Origin of the sequence: Micromonospora matsumotoense (genome assembly GCF_050951065.1) — a bacterium.
GTDB classification, from domain to species: Bacteria; Actinomycetota; Actinomycetes; order Mycobacteriales; family Micromonosporaceae; genus Micromonospora; species Micromonospora matsumotoensis.
In genome coordinates this window covers 483,433-499,580 of sequence record NZ_CP192025.1, presented here as the reverse complement: position 1 = coordinate 499,580, position 16,148 = coordinate 483,433, and the positions used below count along the sequence as shown (strand labels likewise).

General features: G+C 69.8%; 15 protein-coding genes. 8 read left to right on the top strand and 7 right to left on the bottom strand.

Annotation, left to right across the window (positions count from 1 at the left end; all coding sequences use genetic code 11):
* Positions 1 to 218: 218 nt before the first annotated feature.
* A complete protein-coding gene (locus ACQP1S_RS02420; RefSeq protein WP_432902487.1) occupies positions 219 to 1,424 on the bottom strand; it encodes a TadA family conjugal transfer-associated ATPase in 1,206 nt (401 codons plus the stop codon).
* Entirely contained in the window at positions 1,421 to 2,524 is a 1,104-nt protein-coding gene (gene ssd, locus ACQP1S_RS02415; protein ID WP_432902485.1) for a septum site-determining protein Ssd, read from the bottom strand. Before ssd ends, ACQP1S_RS02420 begins: the two co-directional genes overlap by 4 nt.
* Positions 2,525 to 2,958: 434 nt before the next feature.
* Between ssd and ACQP1S_RS02410 the strand changes: the two genes are divergently transcribed.
* Positions 2,959 to 3,798 (top strand): hypothetical protein, encoded by an 840-nt coding sequence (locus tag ACQP1S_RS02410; RefSeq protein WP_432902483.1) that lies wholly within the window; start codon positions 2,959 to 2,961, stop codon positions 3,796 to 3,798.
* A gap of 306 nt (positions 3,799 to 4,104) precedes the next feature.
* Here ACQP1S_RS02410 and ACQP1S_RS02405 read toward each other — a convergent pair whose 3' ends face one another.
* A complete protein-coding gene (locus tag ACQP1S_RS02405; protein WP_432902481.1) occupies positions 4,105 to 4,428 on the bottom strand; it encodes a hypothetical protein in 324 nt (107 codons plus the stop codon).
* A 314-nt stretch (positions 4,429 to 4,742) separates the two neighbouring features.
* Between ACQP1S_RS02405 and ACQP1S_RS02400 the strand changes: the two genes are divergently transcribed.
* Entirely contained in the window at positions 4,743 to 5,300 is a 558-nt protein-coding gene (locus tag ACQP1S_RS02400; RefSeq protein WP_432902479.1) for a hypothetical protein, read from the top strand.
* A gap of 270 nt (positions 5,301 to 5,570) precedes the next feature.
* Positions 5,571 to 6,557: a hypothetical protein gene (locus ACQP1S_RS02395; RefSeq protein ID WP_432902477.1), complete on the top strand. Its 987-nt coding sequence runs from the start codon at positions 5,571 to 5,573 to the stop codon at positions 6,555 to 6,557.
* Positions 6,558 to 6,648: 91 nt separating this feature from the next.
* On the opposite strand, the gene ACQP1S_RS02390 is transcribed toward ACQP1S_RS02395, so the two are convergent.
* From ACQP1S_RS02390 to ACQP1S_RS02380, 3 genes are all read right to left on the bottom strand, one after another.
* A complete protein-coding gene (locus ACQP1S_RS02390; protein ID WP_432902475.1) occupies positions 6,649 to 7,524 on the bottom strand; it encodes a DUF6414 family protein in 876 nt (291 codons plus the stop codon).
* A 737-nt stretch (positions 7,525 to 8,261) separates the two neighbouring features.
* Positions 8,262 to 8,759 (bottom strand): NUDIX domain-containing protein, encoded by a 498-nt coding sequence (locus tag ACQP1S_RS02385; protein WP_432902473.1) that lies wholly within the window; start codon positions 8,757 to 8,759, stop codon positions 8,262 to 8,264.
* Positions 8,760 to 8,783: 24 nt separating this feature from the next.
* Positions 8,784 to 10,007, bottom strand: a complete 1,224-nt coding sequence (locus ACQP1S_RS02380; RefSeq protein WP_432902471.1) for a helix-turn-helix domain-containing protein — start codon at positions 10,005 to 10,007, stop codon at positions 8,784 to 8,786.
* A gap of 383 nt (positions 10,008 to 10,390) precedes the next feature.
* On the opposite strand from ACQP1S_RS02380, the gene ACQP1S_RS02375 reads away from it, so the two are divergent.
* From ACQP1S_RS02375 to ACQP1S_RS02355, 5 genes are all read left to right on the top strand, one after another.
* Complete coding sequence (locus ACQP1S_RS02375; protein WP_432902469.1) at positions 10,391 to 10,651, top strand: hypothetical protein; 261 nt, start codon at positions 10,391 to 10,393, stop codon at positions 10,649 to 10,651.
* Positions 10,652 to 11,291: 640 nt separating this feature from the next.
* Positions 11,292 to 12,095, top strand: coding sequence for an HAD family hydrolase (locus ACQP1S_RS02370; RefSeq protein ID WP_091244497.1), 804 nt, complete (start codon positions 11,292 to 11,294; stop codon positions 12,093 to 12,095).
* A gap of 432 nt (positions 12,096 to 12,527) precedes the next feature.
* Complete coding sequence (locus ACQP1S_RS02365) at positions 12,528 to 13,421, top strand: hypothetical protein (RefSeq protein WP_432902467.1); 894 nt, start codon at positions 12,528 to 12,530, stop codon at positions 13,419 to 13,421.
* Positions 13,418 to 14,782, top strand: coding sequence for a methyltransferase family protein (locus tag ACQP1S_RS02360; protein ID WP_432902465.1), 1,365 nt, complete (start codon positions 13,418 to 13,420; stop codon positions 14,780 to 14,782). The genes ACQP1S_RS02365 and ACQP1S_RS02360 overlap by 4 nt, the downstream gene beginning before the upstream one ends.
* On the top strand, positions 14,677 to 15,309 hold the full coding sequence (locus ACQP1S_RS02355; RefSeq protein WP_091244489.1) for a TetR/AcrR family transcriptional regulator: 633 nt from the start codon (positions 14,677 to 14,679) through the stop codon (positions 15,307 to 15,309). The genes ACQP1S_RS02360 and ACQP1S_RS02355 overlap by 106 nt, the downstream gene beginning before the upstream one ends.
* A 44-nt stretch (positions 15,310 to 15,353) precedes the next feature.
* Here the strand turns inward: ACQP1S_RS02355 and ACQP1S_RS02350 are convergent, their stop codons facing one another.
* Entirely contained in the window at positions 15,354 to 16,100 is a 747-nt protein-coding gene (locus ACQP1S_RS02350) for an oxidoreductase (protein WP_432902463.1), read from the bottom strand.
* Positions 16,101 to 16,148 lie beyond the last annotated feature (48 nt).

The window sequence follows — 16,148 nt, the reverse complement described above, 5'->3', positions numbered from 1 at the left end:
GCCCGGGCCGTGCCACCCGAGGAGGCCCCTCCACCGACTGAGGCCGGTGGAGGCCGGCGAGCCCGCACTTCCCATTGAGCCAGGGGAACTCATCGGGCCCGGGATGCCCGGCGGTGCGGCGAGCAGGCTGCGGCGGCGACGTCGGCTGGAGCGTGCCGGCCAGGCGACCACCAGAGCCGCACCGGTCAGCAGGACCGTGACCAGCCACAATGGGGGTGTCACGCCGTCCCCGTCGAGCGGGACCGGGGTTCCCGGAGCAGTGGCGGCACCGGCACTCCCCGATCCCGCAGCAGGGTGGCCAGCGAGTGCCCGGCCGGCCCGACGCCATGCCCCCGCATCCAGGCCGGCACCACTGTCACCAGGCGATCGGGCCCCTCCGCCAGCAGCAGACAGATCGACTCCAACAGCCGGCCGTGGGGGCCTCGACGGACCTGCACCAGCACCTGGAGCGCGGCGGTGACCTGGGCGTGCAGCGCCGCCCGGGGTAGCCCACCGAGCAACCCGAGGGCCTCCAACCGGGCCGGTACGTCGGCCGGGGTGTTGGCGTGCAGGGTGCCCGCCCCGCCGTCGTGCCCGGTGTTGAGTGCGGCCAACAGGTCCACCACCTCCGCGCCCCGGCACTCGCCGACGACCAGCCGGTCGGGACGCATCCGCAACGCCTGCCGGACCAGCTCGCTCAGCCCGACCACGCCCGCCCCCTCCACGTTGGCCGTCCGGGCCTGGAGACCGATCACGTGTGGGTGCACCGGATGCAGTTCGGCGGCGTCCTCGACCAGCACGATGCGTTCCGTCGTCGGCACCAGGCCCAGCATCGTGTTGAGCAGGGTGGTCTTGCCCGAGCCGGTGCCGCCGGTGACCAGGTACGCCAGCCGGGCGGCGACCACCGCGGCGAGCACCGGCGCCACCGGGTGCGGCACGGTGCCCTGCTGGACCAGCTCGTCGAGGGTGAACGGGCGGTGCCGGAAGGTCCGCAGGGACAGGTACGGCCCGTCGGTCGCCACCGGAGGCAGTACGGCGTGCAGCCGGGTGCCGTCGGGCAGCCGCGCGTCCGCGTACGGCGAACCGTCGTCGAGCCGACGTCCGGCGGCAGCGGTGAGCCGTTGCGCCAACCGGCGTACGTCGTCGACCGTGCCGAGCGGCACCGCCACCTGGTGCAGCCCGGCACCCCGGTCGACCCAGACCCGGACACCGTTGACGAGTACGTCGGTGACCTGCGGATCTTCGAGCAGTGGAGCGAGCGGCCCGGCACCCACCAGGTCGTCGTGGACGCGGTTGGCGATCCGCAGCACGGCGGTGTCACCGAGCACCGCGGCGGACGGTTCGGCGCGGACGGCGGAGACGATCGCCGCCGGGGTGACCGGGGTCGCCGCCTCGGCCATCCGTTGTCGGACCCGGGCAGCGAACCCGTCGGGCCGGTCGGTCATGCCGCACCCGGCACGGGCAGCCCGGTCAGCTCGGTGACCAGTCGACGGCAGAGCGCGGCGAGGGGGCCACGGCCGGCGGCGGCCGGTGCCTCACCGCGTTCCAACCCTCGGCACAGCGCCGGTTCGGGGCGCAGCGTCCCGGCGAGCGGCAGCCCCAGTGCCCGAGCCACCTCGGTCGCTCGCAACCGGCCGGGGGCGGGTCCCCGGACGATCACCCCCAGGGTGGCGCAGTGCGGGGCCGCCGCAGCGACCACCCGGGCCGCCGCCGCGGTGGCCCGCAGCTCCGCCGGCACCACCACGTACGCCTGGTCGGCTGCCTGTAACGCGATCACGGCGGCGTCGTCGAGCTGGCGCGGCAGGTCGACCACCACGAAGTCCCGACCCCGCCGGGCCGCGTCCACCGTGGCGGCCATCGCCTGCGCGGGCAGGGCCAGCGGCTCGCCCCGGTCCCAGGAGAGGACGACCAGGTCGCCGCGGTGCGGCAGGGCGCGGACCAGGGCGGGCGCGTCGACCCGACCGTCGGCGTCGGTGAGTGACGGCCAGCGCAACCCGTCCAGTTCCTCCCAGCCGAGCACCAGGTCGAGCCCGCCGCCGAGCGGGTCCGCGTCGACCAGCAGGGTCCGCAGGTGGGCGCGGGCGGCGGTGACCGCCAGACCACCGGCGAGGACGCTCGCCCCGGCTCCGCCCCGACCGCCGAGCACCGCGACCGTGCGGGCCGGGCCGGCCTGGTCGCCATCCGGAGCGCACTCGGTGAACCGGTCGACCAGCCACGGCTCGGCGGCGGGCAGGACGGCGACGTGCTCGGCGCCGATCAGCTCGGCGATCTCCCAGCCCGGGTCGAGTTCACCCGACCGCCCGACCAGCACCGTCCGGGGCCGGTGGGGCAGCCGGGCCCGCAGGCAGGCCTGCGCCTGGTCGCTGCCGATGAGCACCAGAGGTGCGGGGAGCCAGCGGGATCGGGCGGCCGCCGGGTCGGCGGCCACCTGTGCCTCGGTGCCGCCCGCTGCGGCGAGCCGCAGCAGCTCGTCGAGCAGGTCACCGTCGGAGGTGACCAGCAACGGCAGTCGTCGGTACGGCGGAAGGGAGGTACGGGGTGGCATCACGGCCTCCAGCGCTCGGGGGTGCTGGTCAGACCCTGCGCCGACTCCCCCGGTGCGTGCCGCCCGTGACGCCTCGCCTGTGGACAACGGGACGGCCTGTGGACAACCACCACCGCCGCCGGTGATCTGCTAAGACGACCGGGCGGTGGGACCACGGGTCACGCCGGCCGTGGGATGGTCCCCGACCGTCCGTTCGACACCCGTCCGGGCCCGGTCGGAGGGCGGTGACCAGCGCGGGAGCTACCTCCGGCACGCCGTCCGGAGGGCCGGAGCGGCCGAACGACGCCAGCATCCGGGCGACGTCCCGGCGAGGAACGCGAAAGAATGTCCTGTTCACCCCGCCCGAGTGATTGACGGCATACGGCGTCGTACGTCGATAATCGTGACCGCACGCCACCGCGACGGTGGCATCCGCCGCTCTCGGAACCGGGGCTATGGCCGACTCACCCGACGAAACACCCCCCACCCTGCGCATCGGTGGCTGGCTGCCGGCACCCCGGCACCACCAGACACTGCCGCCATACCTCGTCCCCCCGGCCGGCCGGCATCTGATCGACGCATCCCCTGCCGGGTCACCAACCGGCCCGCTGCCGCCACCCGGCCACGCCGTCGAATCCGCCGGCATCGGACGGACCCTGCTGTTGGCCGGAGTGGCGTTCAGCCTGGTCACCAGCCTCGTCCTCGCGCTGTCACCGTTGTGGTCGGGACCGAGGCGGGACGACGCGGCGCTCCCGATGACGCCGTCGTGGATCGCGGACCGCCCGGACCTCGCGGCCGTGGAGAGCCCCACGCCGGTCGCCGCACACTCACCCGCGCCGGCCTCGCTCGCCACCCGCGCCGCAGCCCCGGTCGCAGCGCCCCCGGCACCGCCCCGCCAACCCGCCACGGGTACGACGTCCCGCCCCGCCGCCACGACCACCCCGCCCCGGCCCGCCCCGACGACCACCCCGCCCCGCCCCACGACGAAGCCGCCGACGAACCAGCCCGGACCGGGCGAGTTGACGCCGCTGCCGGCATCCCAGGAACGCTCGCTGAGGTCCAGTTCGAACGGACCCTCGACGTACGTCGAGTTCGTCAACGCCCGCAGTTCGCAGGTCGTCGTCTACTGGCTCGACCACCAGGGGCAACGCCGGCAGTACAAGGTGCTCGACGCCGGCAGGTCCTACCGCCAGCAGACGTACCTGGGGCACCCGTGGGTGGTCACCGACCGGCACGGCCGGGCCCTGGCCTGCTTCCTGCCCGCCCGTACGACGATGAAGGCCGTGGCGCGGTAAACCGTCGGCGGGTCAGCGGCGCGCAGGTCCACCAGTTCGCAGGGCGGAGCGCTCCCACCCGGAAAGGGACGACCCCCGTCGGGGGGAAAGTGACCTGACGTAGCAGCGAGTGTGATCAGGTGCCGTACCGCGTGGTCAGGCGCATCGGTCGTGCCGTCGAGCATGATCGAGTGTGGCCGCGTGGTACGGCGTTCGCTGACGATCCGCTGACCGGGAATGATGCGCTGCGGGCCGCCCGAGGACGGCCGGAGGCCGCCCGCAGGGCAGTCCGCGAGCGCAGATACGGACTGCGTGCCGACTCGTTGGTCAGCTCCGGATCGTCACCCGGACGACAATCGCCACGAGGATCAGCACCGGAGCGGCATAACCTGCGGCAATCAGAACCCTCTCCTTCACGGGGCGCGGCTCAAGGTACTCGTCCGGTCCGAGGACGTTGGGCCACCCGTCGCGGTACTCCACTCGGTGCCCGTCGGGGACCTCTACCTGCACGGTGGGCCGGGTGGTAGCGGAGATGAGGGCGTGGATGCCGTAGATGGGCAGCCACCAGCCGAGCGTGAGCATCGACAGGAGGATGTGCGCGATGTGCCAGGAGCGGCCAAGACTGCCCGCTTTGAGGGTGAGGATCTGCAAGGGTCAGCGCCAGTAGGTCTTGCAGGGCAGCAGCGAGCGTAGTCGGCTTGGTGCGGTCACCCGGGCAACCTAGCGCCACTACTCCGGAAGGCTGGGCAAGCGTCGGGTACCCGACGGAACACGGTGCGCCCTACTTTGCCCTCAGCGGGCTCAACCGAACCCACCTCTGCTTTGCAAAGATCAAGACTGCTGTCGGTCGGCGTCGCTAGGTGCCGCCGGCCTGCTCGTCAGGTCGCCTACCGTCGCCCCCTGACCGTCCCGGTCCGTCGGCTTGGCTGTACGGATGGCTGTACGGCCAAGCTGACCTCCTCGGTGTGAAAAATGATCGCTGGCTGGCAATCTGGCCGAAGCCACCGCCGGAGCTTGTTCAGCCGTCCGCCGCTGTACCTGAGATGTCCGCTGCTGTTCGGTCGGTCGTCACCCAGTTAGTCAACTCGTCCAACCGCGACTCCGAGTTCGGCAAGCAGTTCTGCGGACGTGATCACTTGCACCCCACGGCCAATTGCCCGATTGCGGAGCTTCTTGTCGTTGGTCACGAGCGGGCATCGTTCGAAGACGGCAGTCGCCGCGAGCAGCGCGTCTCGTGTGTGATCGATGTTGCCGGACTGCACCGCTTCGAACACGTCCGGATCGTCCACCGCCCGGCACCAACTCACGCGCGAGTAGTCAACGGCGGCAGCGCCGGTAGGGACGAGTCGGCCGAGGCCCACCATCACCAGGAGGAGGTGCTGTCTGCGGTCGACGTCTGGGATCTCTGCCAACTCGTCAATGTTTACGTGCGTAAATATCAGCTCGTACGCACCGTCGGTTACTGCCTTTTCGGCGGCCTCGTATGCGTTTGGGACGTCGGCGAACGGGTCGATGGCATTTGAGTCCAAGAGCAAGCGGCGCACGTTGCGAGAGTAGCGGTTTGCTGCTCAACCCCACATAGCGCGTCTCGGCCGTGCCCCTTAGCCATCCCGTCGACCTTCGTCCGCACATGGCGGAACTCGGCACAGGCCGTAGGGACAGGGAGGGCCCTGCGGGACGTACGGGAGAACATCACTGCCACGCATGCCGGGCAACGCCGACGCGCACACCGCGAGCAACCCTTGATGCCTACGGCATCGCCAACTCGCTCCTCTCCATATAGGATCGTACGAGTGGGCGAGCCGAACAAGCCGGGACGGACCGAGAGGGACCTAACCCGACTATTAATCGAGATCCTAGAACGACAGCATCCCGATACAATTATCCAACAAGAGAGCCGAGTAGCGGAAGGACTCGTGCCAGACCTAATTTTACAAGGGCCAGCGGGCGTGCATGTCGTAGAGGTAAAGAAGAACTACCCGCAGACTTTCGGTAGACTCCTTGACCTTCGAGATAAGCTCATACAATATCGTCAGGCGACGTCGGACCTGTTTCGCCGGGGAGACGTCAGCATAACACTGGCGATACCCGGTTTACTGACGCCCGAGAAACTTGATGCCCTGCAGCTTGATGGCATTAACGTCTGGGATAAGAACTGGATCATGCGAGCAGGCGCTTCGGTTGGCCTGACAAGCGAGGTGCACGATTTCTTTGATGGCGTCGAGAGCTCAGAGCCTACACCTCCCAGGCGAAGTCAAGCAGAGCAGCTACGGCATCGCCTTCAAGAACTGACTCCAGGAAGAAAGGACTGGTCAGCCTACCAAAAGCTCTGTCGCGAGATATTCGAATACCTCTTCTGCCCCGAACTCTCCAGCCCTATCGAAGAGAACGCAACCGAATCCGGCATAAATCGGCGCGATTTCATTATGCCAAACTATTCAAGTTCTGGTTTTTGGCAATTTCTCCGTAGCCACTATCAAGCCGACTACCTCGTCGCGGACGCTAAGAACCTTCAAGGGCTGGTGAGCAAATCCAACGTTCTACAAGTGTGCAACTATCTCAAGCGACACGGAACAGGGCTGTTTGGAATAGTGATCACGCGAAAAGGCGCGGACAGGGCGGCCGAATTCACCCGGCGAGAGCAGTGGATCTTACACAACAAGATGCTAATTGTTCTCAATGACGAAGACGTGACGCAGATGCTACAGAACAAGGAGAGCGGTGACGATCCGTCAGTGGTTATCAGACAGCGGATCGAGGACTTCCGCCTGGCCCTTTAGCTGCATCTTACGCTTGACCAAGGCCGATGCTAGCCGTCCATCGCCGGCCTCTGGACAGCTCACGCCTCTGCCGACACGTCACTGCTTGGTCCTACGCCCGTCGGCCGACGATCGTCCTATAGACTGCCAGAGGCACTATAGCGACACCAGGATAAGTAGGCGACTCATTCGCACCATGTGATTCCATCAGCTTAGAGAAGTACTGCACGAGCGCGTCGAGCTGCTCTCGCTGGAAGCCCTTGCCACCGCCAGCGTCCATCTCTGGCATAGCTGGCGAAACTTCGCGCTCGCCTCGTCTTGCCACAATGCCGACCGTCACCCACTCTCTAGGCTCGTTTCCGTATCTCCCATACAAAGCACTACGCTCGGTATCGATATACTCTGAGCGCTCCAATAGCGTGCCCACGAAGCCGTGATTTGGGCGAGAGGCGCCGCAAGGCATTACCCGAAGCACCACACCCTTTGGATACATAATCTTCATCATGCTGTATACGCTCTTGGCAGTCTTTTGCCGACCGCCAAGGATATTCGCTTCAAGCATGTGGCCCACCATCTCCGAGAAATAGTGGCCGTCAACGATATTCGAAGCCGCGGTCAACCTTACGATCGAACCTTCTGGTGCCACTTCCTGAATAGTTCCGTTGGTCCAATTTGGGGGAACTAATGCCACGTCGGATATGTCATGAAGAAAGCCTGCCGCCTCGGCAGCTTGCTCGAACATGGTGAAATGAAGCTCACCATAGCTCCGGGTTTCTTGATTACGTTCTATGGATTGCTTTCCGGCCTCGCCCTTGGCAATTCCCAGAGTGGCACCTAGCCCCCAACGCCTAAGCTTCTCACTAACTTCCTCGACCTTCTCAGGAGTTCCCTGATACAACTGTCCGAGGAGAGATCGAACCCGAGGTACGTCGACGTACATGAAGTCCTGAATAATTGGGTTTCCCTCTTCGGGAATTCCTACAGTCATGGCGGATCTCCAAGCGACGTTGCGTTTCGTGCTGCTCAATAGCGCAGAAGGAAGGGTATCGACCCACTTATCGGTAGACAAGCCATCCGTTGGGCTTCCCGCTAGCTTGCGCTGACCACAATCCGACATCGACAGATGGCGCCGCTCATCACCTAATGTCATCCCGTCTGCCGCCGACCCACACACCGTGGAGCGGGCCAGGGCCAGGGTGACAAGGTGGAGCGCCCTACCGGACGTACGACCTTGTCACCCTGGCCCTGGTCTGCTCGGCTTGCCTGGGTCGGTGGCTGGCGGGATGGCATCCCACCCCAACCACCCACGGACCGACACGTTCGGCAACTCCATCCTGGAGTCGTTGCGCCCCCGCCGGAGGCAGCCCTAACCCCAACCCCACACCCACCCGCCGCCCCTCCTTCTACCTCCACCCCTTTCCCACCTCGGATCCGTGAGCGGCCTGACGGATTCCGTTCGGCAACTCGACTGGCCGACCGTCGACCGGTCCGCGGTGAGACGTCACCAGGGCTGGAAGCCACGGAAGGTAGAGGCTGTCGCATGGTCCCGGTCAGTCCCAGGACTCGTCACCGGGTCTCTTCACCGACCCAGGGGTGACGCGCGGGGCGGGGCGTGGTTTGCGGGCCGGCTGACTTTCCGCCCCGGCGCCATAGGCGGCCGGGGCGGCGGCTCCGTAGGAGCCGGTTGCCGCGCCCCGGCCCGCGCCGCGCGGAGCGCCTTGATCCCTACTGAGATTGTTTCGGCAACGTGGTGCCCAGTGGTGCAGTGCCGTGCTCCGCATAGGTGGTGTTGCTGCCGTTGCGCGCTGCGATCGCTGTACGGAGCCTGCGGGCCAGGCGAGACGGCCCGTGCCGGTCCAGGTCCTCCGGTGTCACGTAACGCCACTCGGTGAGTTCTCCGTCGACGAAGCGGATGGCCTGTTCCTGCTTCGTGGTGAGAGATCCGGCGTCGAAGATGAAGAGGAGCTTGTCCCCTTCTCCCTCGGCGGGGGCCCAGTCGACGACGAGCATGGGGCCGACGGCGATGGTGAGGCCGAGTTCTTCCTCGATCTCCCGTACGCATGCGGCGCGCGGGGATTCGCCGGGTTCGACGTAGCCGCCGGGGATGTCCCAGTGGTTCTTGTAGCTGGGGCGTACGAGGAGCACGCGGCCTTTAGCGTCGAGGAAGAGGGCGCCTGCGGCGACGCGTGGGGTTGCCACGGGTGGCATCTCGTTGGTCGTCACCTGGGCAGCGTAGAGGGGTGGGGTTCAGTCGAGCACTTTGAGTCGCTGGGCCAGTCCGACGAGTTCGGCGGTGGGCTTGCCGCGTTGTCGGCGTATCCAGGTGAGGGTGAGTTGGCGGCTGAGGAAGTGGTGGTGGACCTGTTCGGGTGCCATCTGTTCGGCGTCGAGTAGGGCGGCTTGGGCGTCGTCGAGGCGGTTCCAGGAGCTGTATGCGCGGGCGACTTCGAGTGCGTGCCGTACCCGGCGTTCCATGGGTAGGCCGGTGGTGTCGACGCGGGGGCCGAGGTCGATGGCGACTTGGAGGTCGCCGAGTTCGGCGGCGGTGGCGACGCGGTGGATGGCGACGTTGGTCGGTCCGAACGCGGTCCAGAGGTGGTTGGCGTCGGCTCCGAGTTGGCTCGCGGCGTGGTCGGCGGCGGCGAGGAAGGTTCGGGTGGTGGCGGCGTCGTTGGCGCGGGCGGCGGCCATGGAGCCGGACAGGAACAGGGTGCCGTAGACGGAGAGCAGTTCCGGCGTGGCCTGAGTGAGGTGGGGCTCCAGGTAGCCGGCGGCGTCCACGGTGAGGCGGACGGCTTCGGCGTACCGGCCGGTGGCGTGTAGGGCGTGGCCGACGGAGCGGAACAGACTGCCGGTGACGAGCGGGTCGCCGGTGGGTCGGACAGCGGCCAAGCCCCGGTCGGCGGCGATCCACGCGAGGTCGCTCTCGCCGAGCTTGGTGAGCTGGGTCGCGGCGAGTTGGTACGTCAGACCGAGGAGTCGGCGGGCCTGGTCCTGGTCGTCGCCGTGGTGGTGGTCGGTGGCGGCTTGGGCGCGGTGGAGCAGGTCGGGTAGGCGGCCGGTGACGTATCCGAAGCGGGAGTTCTGGTAGGCGTCCCAGAGTGCGCCTACGTCCTTCTTGAGCGCGGCGATGCTCGGGGGTTCCTGGTCCGGGCCGTTGGTGAAGGGGCCGAGGGCGCGGTAGTTCATCAGGGCGGCCCGGAGTGCGGGGACGGTGGCGGTGCCGCTGTCGCTGGTCCAGTCGAGTAGGGCGGGTTCGCCGAGTAGGTCACCGAGGGGCACGTCCAGGACTTCGGCGAGTGACTTGATGACGGAGAGCCGGTCCAGCTCGATCCGGTTGTTCTCGACCTTGCCTAACCAGTCGGCGGTACGGCCGATGAGTCCGGCCAGGACTTCCTGGGACAGGCCGCGTCGGTAGCGGTACCAGGCGACGCGTTCGCCGATGGTCAGGTTGTTCGTTCTCCCGCGCATCGGTCCACTGTCTCCCCTCAGCCTGTCGTGACCCCGGAAGGATTTTCCGGGTCGGTGGGCGGTTCGTGCCACAACCTGTCTGCATGACGGGGCTGAGCGCATCGACCAACTGCCAACCCTGTTCGGGCGTGGGCTGGAAGTACACCCTTGCCCGCACCGCCATCCGAGGCATGGCGCGGGGGACTGAGCGGACGCGGTCCCTGGCCCGGCGGTCCTACCTGGACTGCGCGGGCTCCGGTCGCACGGCGAGTTGCTGAGGCTGGCCCGGGGTGGGTGCTGGTGTGGGACCGCGACCCGAACGCCGTCCCGTGAACGGCCCGCCCACCCCGGTGCCTCGCACCTCGCTGCCGCATCGGCCGGGGGTGCCCGCACCGGGTGACCTGGTGTTGATCGACCACCGGGCGTCGGTGCAGTTCGCCGGCGACCGGGCGTTGTGCTTGCGGGTGACGTCGGTGGACGACAAACCGACCTACGACGGGTGGGTCTGGCTCACCGGCTACGCCATCAACCAGGCCACCGGCGAGGCGTTGACGCGACGTGAGGTCTTCGTACAGATCGCCGGCCTACACGTGCAGCCAAGGACGACAACGAGCACGCCCCCACGCAGGAACGCGGGGCCGACCAGGAGGGGACACGGTGTTTGACATTCGGGTACGACTCGGCGCGGTGTTGGAGATCAGCGCGGCGGAGCGACTGATGCCCTCGGACGGGCCAGTCACGCTGTGGGTCACCGGGGTCCGACTGATCGCCCACCGCCCACCCCACGACGAATGGATCTGGGTCGAAGGGCTCAGACTCGGCCGGACCGGTCGGCGGGGCCAACAGGCACAGATCCTCGTCCGCGCGAACAAGCTCCTGCCGGAGAGCGCGCCTACCGGTGCAGAAGAGGATGGCCAAGCTGGGCCGGCCTTCTCGGAAGACGTACCTTAACCTCCGCAGGAGCGCTCCCACCCGGAAAGGGACGACCCCCGTCGGGGGGAGACGGGGGTCGTCGAATGGTTCGGCTCCGGGGGGGTTGAGCCGAACCGGCCCGGCGGTCGCGGGGGGTGCGACCGCCGAGGGTCTGTCAGTTTCCGGGACATGAATCGTTGTCGTGCGGACAAGTCTGCCCGAGCGGAGTGTTCACGTCGAGTGTTGTCGACCCCACTCCCTGCGAAATTATGACCGCAGCGTGTGACTGCGATCACGTTGAGCATTCGTGGTGGAGGTGCTCCCGCAGGTCGGGTGGGGTATTGGCCCCGGGGCACCCGCCGACCCTAGACCATCGGACTAGACTTGCCGGCCGTGGGCCGAAGTGCCGCTTTCTTCGATCTGGACAAGACCGTCATCGCCAAGTCGAGCGCCTTGGCATTCGGTCGGCCGTTCTACCGGGACGGGCTGATCACGCGACGGGATGTCGTGAAGTCGGCGTACGCGCAGCTGATGTTCCGGCTGGGCGGCACCGACGAGCAGACCATGGCCAGGACCAGGGACTATCTCGCCGCGCTCTGCAAGGGCTGGCGGGTGGAACAGGTCCGCCAGATCGTCGCGGAGACGCTCCACGAGCTGATCAACCCCTACGTGTACGCCGAAGCCGCCGTGCTGATCGAGGAGCACCAGGCGGCCGGCCGGGACGTCGTGCTGGTCTCCGCCTCCGGCGAGGAGATGGTCCGCCCGATCGGCGCGCTGCTCGGGGTGACCGACGTGATCGCCACCCGGATGAGCGTGCAGGACGGGCGTTACAGCGGCGAGGTGGAGTTCTACGCGGCCGGCCCGAGCAAGGTCGAGGCGGTCAACGAGTTGGCGGCCGCCCGGGGGTACGACCTGGCCGACTCGTACGCCTACTCCGACTCGTACAGTGACCGGCCGCTGTTGGAGTGCGTGGGTCACCCGAGCGTGGTCAATCCGGACCGGGCGCTGCGCCGGCTCGCGGTGGAGAACGCCTGGCCGGTGCTGGAGTTCCGGCATCCGATCCCCCTGGGCCGGCGGCTGCGGGAGCGCCCGGCGGTTCCGGTGGCCGCAGCGGCGCTCGGCGTCGGCGTCGGGGTGGCGATCGGCATCGCCTGGTACGGCCGACACCGTCGGACCCGCGCCGTCCAGGCCGCCTGACCGACCCCGCCGCTTAGCCGGCCCCGCCGCCTGACCGACCCCGCCGCCTGACGGACCCTGCCGCGCGGGACACGCGGCCCGCGCAGGCAGCGTGACCGATCCAGCCGGCCTGGCCGCCCGACCAACCGCTGCCGCCCAGGCCGCCTGACCCACTGCTGCCGCCCCTGACAGCCGGGCCTGACCGGCCCATCGGACGTGACCGGCCCATCGGACGTGACCGGCCCATCGGACGTGACCGGCCCATCGGACGTGACCGGCCCGTCGCACCCAGGTCCCGTACCGCCCCCGCCGGAATGACGCCGGGGCGGCAGCCGGCGGCCGAGCGGATGACCTCATGATCCAGGTCACGGCTCCTGCGAAGCCATGTTTGAGCGTTCGCTCAAATGCGCCTATGCTCAGTTTTGAGCACACGCTCAAAACTGGGAGGTATGGATGATCGAGCAGGATGGACCGCCCCGGCGGACCGCCGCGAACTGGGTGCTCGCCGGACTGATCTCGGCCTTCGGACTGGTGGTCTTCGTCGCCACGGTGCGCGGTGGACGCGCCGACAGCGCCCTGCTCTTCGTGGTGCTCCCGACGACCCTCGCCGCCGCACTCGCCCTGCTGCCCGGTCGCACCGCGCACGGCCGGGTCTTCGTGATCACCACGATCGCCCTGCTGCTGGCGGCGGTCGCGCTGCACGAGGGGGCGATCTGCGTCATCCTCGCCGCCCCCCTGGTCTACGCGGTGTCCCACGGCACCACCGCCCTGATCCGCGCGCTGCGCGACGCCTCCCGCTCGTACGCCGTCCTCGCGGTGCCGTTGCTGCTCCTACCGGGGCTGGAGGGCAGCGGACTGGCCCCACGGCTGGTGCCTGACCAGTCCGTCGAGGTGGTACGGGTGGTGACCCTCCCGGCCGACGAGGTGGCCGCCCGGCTCGCCGCCGGTCCCCGTCCCGTGCCGGTCCGGTCGGTGCCGCTGCGGCTGCTCGGCGTGCCCACGCCCGGCCAGGTCAGCGGGGACGGGCTCGACCCGGGTGACCGGTGGATGTTCGGCTACCACGGCAGCGCCCACGGCCCCGGCGGGCACCTGCTCGCCGAGGTGGAGACGGTGGCCGCGCAGCGGGTGGGATTCCGGTTCGTCGAGGACAGCGCGATCACCGCGCGCTGGTTGCGTTGGCGGCACGCCGAGCTGACCTGGCGGGCCGTCGACGAGCGGCACACCGAGGTACGCATCCGGGTGGACTACACCCGGGGGCTCGACCCCTCCTGGTATTTCGGGCCGATCCAGCAGGTCCTGCTCGGCGCGGGGGTGGGGCACCTGCTGGACATGATGACGCTGCGATGATCGCCGCCCGCTACCTCAGCCTGGCGGTGCCGTTGCTGGCCGTGCTCGCCGCCATCCGGGTCGACCGGAGCCGCGCCGGTCGGGCGGCGGCGCTGCTGGCCTTCCTCGCCGCCGGCATCGGCATCGCCGCCCTCGACGAGGTGGCCCGGTGCACCGGTTGGTACGCGTTCGCCCCGGTGCGGGGAAGCTACCGGGGCATGCCGGTCGACCTGTGGATCGGTTGGGCCGCGCTCTGGGGCCCCCTGCCCGTGCTGCTGCGCCGGACGCTGCCGCTGCCGGTGACGCTGGGCCTGCTGCTCTGGATCGACGCGGTGGCCATGCCGGCGCTGCACCCGCTGGTCAGGCTCGGCCCGAACTGGCTGGTCGGGGAGCTGGTCGGGCTGCTCGTGGTGGCCCTGCCGGCGCAACTGCTCGGTCGCTGGTGCGCCGACCGGCGGCACCTGGCGGCGCGCACGCTGCTCCAGGTCGGGGTCTTCACCACCCTGCTGCTGTGGCTCGTCCCCAGCCTGGCCTTCGAGGTCGGTGACGGGTCGTGGGCGACGGCCACCGGGCTGCCCCGGCCCGCCCTGCTCCTCCTCGCCCAGGTGGCGCTGGTGCTGGCCGCCCCGGCACTCGCCGCGGTCCGCGAGTTCGTCACCCACGGCGGCGGTACGCCGTACCCGTGGGATCCGCCCGAGCGGCTGGTCACCACCGGGCCGTACGCCTATCTGGCCAACCCGATGCAGGCCTGCGCCGTGGCCCTGGTGCTGCTCACCGCCGCGCTCACCCGGAGTTCCGCGCTGGTGCTGGCCGCGGTGGTGGCGGTCGCCTTCAGCGTGGCGGTGGCCCGACCGCACGAGGAGCACGACCTGGCCGGCAGGTACGGCGGGGCGTGGCACGCGTACCGGCGGCAGGTGCGCGACTGGTGGCCGCGTCGGCGGCCGTACCACGCGGGGCCGGCGGCGGTGCTCCTGCTCGACGACGGCTGCGGCCCGTGCGCCGCCACCTGGCGTTTCCTTGCCCGCCGCCACCCGGTGGGCCTGCGGATTCGTCCCGCCACCGCCGCCGAGGAGGTGCTGTGGCGGGCGGAGTACGTGGACGGCGACGGTCGCTCGGCACGGGGGGTGGCCGCCGTCGCCCGCGCACTCGTACACCTGCATCTCGGCTGGGCCGTGGTCGGCTGGACCCTGCGACTGCCCGGGGTCACCTGGCTGGCGCAGCTGGTGACCGATGCGATGATCACACCGCCGCACCCGGCGGGCCCACGAGGAGGACGATGTCCGGCACCAAGCAGCGCCTCCTGGACGGCGCCATCACCGCCATCCGTACGCACGGCATCGCCGGTGTGTCCGCCCGCACCATCGCCGCCGCCGCCGGGGTGAACCAGGCGCTGGTCTTCTACCACTTCGGCACGGTCGACGACCTGCTCACCGCCGCCTGCCGGGCCAGCACCGCCGACCGGCTCGCGCACTGGTCGACCCGGCTGACCGAGGTGGGCTCGCTGCGGGAACTGCTCGCCGTCGGGCAGGAGCTGCACGAGCAGGAACGCGAGCTGGGCAACGTCTCCTTCCTGGCCCAACTGCTGGCCGGGGCGCAGACCGACGAACGGCTCGCCGCGCCCACCGCCGCCGCGCTCCAGCTCTGGGTGGACGAGATCGAGTCGGTGCTGCGCCGGCTGCTCGCCGGTTCACCGTTCGCCGAGATCGCCGACGTGCCCGGCCTGGCCCGCGCCGTCTGCGCCGCGTTCGTCGGGCTGGAACTCTATGACGGGGTGGACCGGGCGGCCACCCGGCAGGCGATGTCGGCCCTCGACCAGCTCGCCGTGCTCATCGAGATCGTCGACGACCTCGGACCGATCGCCCGCCGTGCGCTACGGTCCCGGGTGAACCGGGCCACCCGCCGGGACTGACCACGCACCGGGACCGGACGGGACCGGTACGCGGATGGCACCGGTCAGGCCGCGGCGATGATCTCGTCGCCGACGAGGGTGAGCTGGTCCGCGCCGACCTCGACCGCGCTCAGGTAGTGCCGCAGCCAGGAGCGCAGGCCGTCCGGGGTGCCGGTGGCGAACGCCCCGGCCGCGCCGACGTACTCCGGTTCCCGCTCCCGGTGGCCGACGTCGACGGCGACCAGGCCGCGCGGGTCGAACCCCCGGGACATCAGCACCAGCCGGGCGGCCGCGCGGGCGACCACCCCGGAGGGGCCGGCGAAGGGCCGCAGGTTGAGCAGCTCACCGTGCACCACGGCGGCGAGAATCAGCGGGGGGACCGTCGTCCCGCCGGCGACCAGGCCGGCCAGCCCGTCGAGCCGGGCGGCCACCACCGGATCGGCGACCGGACGCCCCAGCTCGGCCTCGGCGACCACGTCCCGGGCAGCGAGCACGTGCAGCCGGGCCAGCGCCTGCCGGGGGGCCTTCGCCCACCGGTCGGTCAACCCGGGCAGCGCCCCGGCCACCCGCAGCGCCCCCTGGAGCACCGGCTCGGTGACAGTGCCGGCACGGACCGCCTCGCGTTCGTGGTCGTACCCCTCCAGGGCGGCGCTGGCCACCGCGCAGCGCAGGCCGACCTCGGCCGCGACCTGGCCACCGTGGCGGCGCAGCGCGCGGTGCCGCATCGCCTGGTCGACCCGCTCGCGGGCCTGCTCGACGGCGGGGGCGATGTCGGCGAGCGCGAGCAGCGGCGCGAGCGGGTCGGTGGTCACCTCGCCACGCTAGCGACCCGGCGGCCCGCGCCGGACGGCACCCGCCGG

Excerpts from the sequence above, each read along its gene's own strand:
- ACQP1S_RS02420 (WP_432902487.1), bottom strand. The coding sequence starts at position 1,424 with ATGACCGACCGGCCCGACGGGTTCGCTGCCCGGGTCCGACAACGGATG.
- ssd (WP_432902485.1), bottom strand. The coding sequence starts at position 2,524 with ATGCCACCCCGTACCTCCCTTCCGCCGTACCGACGACTGCCGTTGCTG.
- ACQP1S_RS02410 (WP_432902483.1), top strand. The coding sequence starts at position 2,959 with ATGGCCGACTCACCCGACGAAACACCCCCCACCCTGCGCATCGGTGGC.
- ACQP1S_RS02390 (WP_432902475.1), bottom strand. The coding sequence starts at position 7,524 with ATGACTGTAGGAATTCCCGAAGAGGGAAACCCAATTATTCAGGACTTC.
- ACQP1S_RS02380 (WP_432902471.1), bottom strand. The coding sequence starts at position 10,007 with ATGCGCGGGAGAACGAACAACCTGACCATCGGCGAACGCGTCGCCTGG.
- ACQP1S_RS02365 (WP_432902467.1), top strand. The coding sequence starts at position 12,528 with ATGATCGAGCAGGATGGACCGCCCCGGCGGACCGCCGCGAACTGGGTG.
- ACQP1S_RS02360 (WP_432902465.1), top strand. The coding sequence starts at position 13,418 with ATGATCGCCGCCCGCTACCTCAGCCTGGCGGTGCCGTTGCTGGCCGTG.
- ACQP1S_RS02355 (WP_091244489.1), top strand. The coding sequence starts at position 14,677 with ATGTCCGGCACCAAGCAGCGCCTCCTGGACGGCGCCATCACCGCCATC.